Genomic DNA, 4,074 nt, shown 5'->3' with positions numbered 1-4,074 from the left:
AAGGTCGCTTCGCTTAAAAAAGCTGTCATCCTCGAGTGATTTTATCGGGGATCCAGCTCTTTGATACCTACTGGCTGTGGTGAAAGGCGCTTCGCTGCAAGGTCGCTTCGCTTCAAAAAGCCGTCATCCTCGAGTGATTTTATCGGGGATCCAGCTCTTTGATACCTACTGGCTGTGGTGAAAGGCGCTTCGCTGCAAGGTCGCTTCGCTTCAAGGTCGCTTCGCTGCAAGGTCGCTTCGCTTAAAAAAAGCCGTCATCCTCGAGTGATTTTATCGGGGATCCAGCTCTTTAAAATCTACTGGCTGTGGTGAAAGGCGCTTCGCTGCAAGGTCGCTTCGCTTAAAAAAAGCCTGTCATCCTCGAGTGATTTTATCGGGGATCCAGCTCTTTAAGGCTGACTCGCTTTAAAAAACGTAACATTGTACGTAAAATCAGCAAGAGTGAGCGGTTATATCTACTGTTATACATGTTCATGTTTACTTCATTCAGCCTGCAACATACACTACTGACCTAATTTCAGGGATTTGAAGCCATTGTCTGCGTGATAGTTGTTGTATCCTGGTGAGTATATTTTTTTAGTCATAAACATCATGGTGTTAGTAAAAATGGCAAATGTAACCGAATCAAGAGTGCACGAAGCACGTTTTACGTCTTTTGGGACGACATTTATGGGGCCATTACTGAGTTATTTTGCACAAAACTTAGTTGAAAACGTTCCCGAAAAAGCCCCTCTCTATTTTTTAGCCCGAGAAGGTTATTGGTTAGAACAAGCCTACCAATCTTACTTAAACGGTGCTGACCTACAACGTGAAAGCCACTATTTGCTCGTTTCGCGTGCCTTTCTGTTTAAAATTTTACTCAGCGATAGCCGTAGTTATGCATATTCACTAAAAAGCAGCTTTAGCGGTGCCTTTTATGATCTCATTCGCACTCGTTTTTTGTTATCTGATAGCCAAATAAAACAAATTTTTAGTGAAGATATTACCCAAGAATTGGTTTACCTGCCTGAAGACAGAAAGAAAATTATTGATACACTGAATCAGCATAAAGATCGCATTGAAGATGTTATCACTCCGAGTAAACAAGCCTACCTGAGTTACTTAGACACCTTAGGTGTTATCCAGCAAGATACTTTGCATTTAGTCGACCTTGGCTACTCTGGGACGATTCAATCACTTTTGGGTATTTTGCTTAATAAAGATACGCATGGGCATTATTTAATCGCTTCTAATCCTGGCGAGCATGTGATTGAAAAACAACAAGCCGTTATGCAAGGCTACTTAAAAGAAAACGTCAAGATTGGCGATGGTTATTTACCACTCGATCGTTCTATGTTTTTAGAGTCGCTGCTCACCGCGCCTTTTGGCCAGTTTAGAGGTATTAGGTTAAATACCTTCGACCCAACTCAATTTGATTTTTATTATGGTCGAAAAGTGGCTTCGCAACGCTATTTTCATGAGCTAGAGCAAGTGATGATAGGCACGCTCGATTACTGTAAGCACAGTGCAAAGCATGGTATTACTTTTGAGACTGAAGAGCTGGAAATGCTACTAGAGAGTTATTTAAGTAAAGCCAATATGGTCCCTCGTGGAGTCAGACATATTTTTGATATTGATGATGACGTCACCGGTAACGGCACTGTAAATGCCCTTCAATTTTTTGGTTTAGCATAATGATTAATAAACAGTTCGTAAAAACAAAAATGCCTGCATTATTTAACTTTGTTAAGCAGCAGCCATTTCTATTTCGTGTCGCAAAGGGCGTAGATAGACGCCTGAGTGCGCGTGCCTACGCTAAACTCAATACCGACAAAAAAGGTTACACTCAAGATGAAGTGCAGCACTTACTTAATTTAGCTAAAGCTCAGGGGTTATTTGACTATGGTTGGTATAGCGCTAACCAATGCCGAGTATTTACATGTGAACAAGAAGCCTTTGAAGATTATTTAGCTAAAGGTGCATTTTCGTGTGTTAATCCAAGCCCTGCCTTTGATACCGAGTTGTATTACAAGTGTAATACCGATATTTATTTACAAGGTGAGCAAGCGTTAATCCACTACATTAATCATGGCAAAGCAGAGGGGCGCATGTCACCCCCTGCAACGCCAAAATGGCACCCAAAAGCAATCGAAACCACTGCCGACGGAGAGGCCACTGAGCATAAAATTGCCATGTGCTTTCACGTATTTTATGGCGAATTTATTGACTATTACTGTCAATCGCTCGACAAATTCCCACAATCTGTGGATGTGTTTGTTAGTGTGAGTAGCGAAGAGTTAGTCGCAAAGGCACAAACACAATTTGCGGCATGCAGCAAAGTCAACCAGGTTAAGGTTAAGGTTGTGCCTAATCACGGCCGAAACTTTGGTCCTATGCTGGTTGAATTTGCTCAAGACTTACAAGCATACGACTTGTTTTGTCATATGCACTCCAAAAAATCGCTGTATTCAGGCCGGGCGCAAACTCAGTGGGCCGATTACTTAGGTGAGTACTTACTTAATGATCAGCACGTGATTAAGCAAGTGCTTAATCATTTTCGTGATTCGCCAAAAACAGGGATTTATTACCCCACTTCATTTTGGATGATGCCTAATTGGGTTAACCATTGGCTTAAAAACAAACCCCATGCGCAAAAAATGGCCAAAGAGTGGGGCGTTGAGCTGGCTGAAGACTTTTTAGCTTATCCCGCTGGTGGCATGTTTTGGGCACGCCCCAATGCGTTAAAGCAATTGTTAGATAAACAATACCAATATGATGATTTTCCTGCAGAGCCTTTACCGAATGACGGTTCTGAACTGCATGCGTTAGAGCGCATGTTAGGTTTACTGGCCGAAAAAAATGGTTATAAGCAATTATTTTACTACCCAACCACGGGCCAGTTTACCTTTGATGACAGTTTTATATTGGCGCAATACGTTAACAGCCAAGAAGGGGTACGCAATCAACTGAGTGGTTTTGATCATATTAGTTTTGACGTATTTGATACGTTAGTGCGCAGACGCTACTTTGTCCCCGATTATGCCAAGCTTTTACTCGGAAAATCTTTGGTGTCTCAAGGTGTGGTTAATGATGCTCATGAGTTTGTCGCTCAGCGAAATCAGGCAGAGTTTGAGGTGCGTAAAGCGAAAAATTTTGTTGGCGATGTGACTATTTTTGAAACTTATTCGCAGTTAGCCAGTCAATTAGGTTGGCCAGAATCACAAGCGAAAGCGTTTGCCGACCAAGAGTTTGCTTATGACCTTGATATGATTGAACCTAAAGATGAAATGGTTGATTTGTTTAATGAGTTGCTGTTAAAAGGTAAGCAAATTACTGTGGCGTCTGACACCTATTATACCCAAGACCAAGTGGCATTAATGCTCGCTAAAGTTGGTTTAAGCGTAGGTTATGAGTTGCTTGTGTCGAGTGAACTAGGCAAACGTAAAGACAACGGTACTCTGTGGCAACATATCAAAGCCAGTCTACCAGAAGGGAAAACCTTTATTCATGTTGGTGACAATGCGGTTGCTGATGCTCAAATTGCAGGTGATTTCGGTTTACAGAATTTTCATATTTTAAACCCGCTAGACAAATGGCATGCTGCGGGGTGGGCACACCCATTTAAGGGTGAGTTAAGTACAAATGAAACACAGATCCTAAAATGGGGTCCGTTGGTCAGCGATTTTGGCCGTTTTCCTTTTTTAGGTGAGTAGTATGGATAACAAAAATATTTTTGGGGAATGTGTTCTTTTTCACCCTGGAATAGGTAAAACCGGAACATCAGCAATTCAATCGTTAGGTATACAGCTACCATCAGATAACAAAAGTTTACCCTGTTTTTCTCCATTTGGGATATTGGGTGGAGCTCATAATGTTTTTGCACATAATCATCCCAACTTTAAGTTTGATGCCTTTGTTAATGCACGCTCAGATTTAATTCAATTTTGTCTAGATCGTAGTTCTACTACGGTTGTTTCGTCTGAATTCCTAATTCGTCTGACGCAACCGCAAATAACAGAGTTGGTAAGACCATTTATTGAAAAAGGTTTAAAAGTTAAAGCCGTTTTTTCAATAAGAAATTATGATAGCTATTTA

Annotated in this window: 3 protein-coding genes; all 3 read left to right on the top strand. The window is 41.2% G+C overall.

Going from position 1 to position 4,074, the window contains the following annotated elements; translation table 11 throughout:
- Positions 1–606 precede the first annotated feature (606 nt).
- Positions 607–1,674 carry an HAD family hydrolase gene (locus PQR79_RS09410; protein ID WP_238102801.1) on the top strand — a complete coding sequence of 356 codons (1,068 nt, stop codon included), beginning with the start codon at positions 607–609 and terminating at the stop codon, positions 1,672–1,674.
- Positions 1,674–3,692, top strand: coding sequence for a rhamnan synthesis F family protein (locus PQR79_RS09405; RefSeq protein ID WP_238102802.1), 2,019 nt, complete (start codon positions 1,674–1,676; stop codon positions 3,690–3,692). Before PQR79_RS09410 ends, PQR79_RS09405 begins: the two co-directional genes overlap by 1 nt.
- Before the next feature lies 1 nt (position 3,693).
- The coding region (locus PQR79_RS09400; protein WP_274408460.1) for a hypothetical protein at positions 3,694–4,074 on the top strand (381 nt) is incomplete at its 3' end.

This window comes from Shewanella metallivivens (genome assembly GCF_028750675.1).
Lineage (GTDB): Bacteria > Pseudomonadota > Gammaproteobacteria > Enterobacterales > Shewanellaceae > Shewanella > Shewanella metallivivens.
Note: the sequence above shows the minus strand (reverse complement) of the source record. Positions and strands in the feature narration are given on the sequence as shown.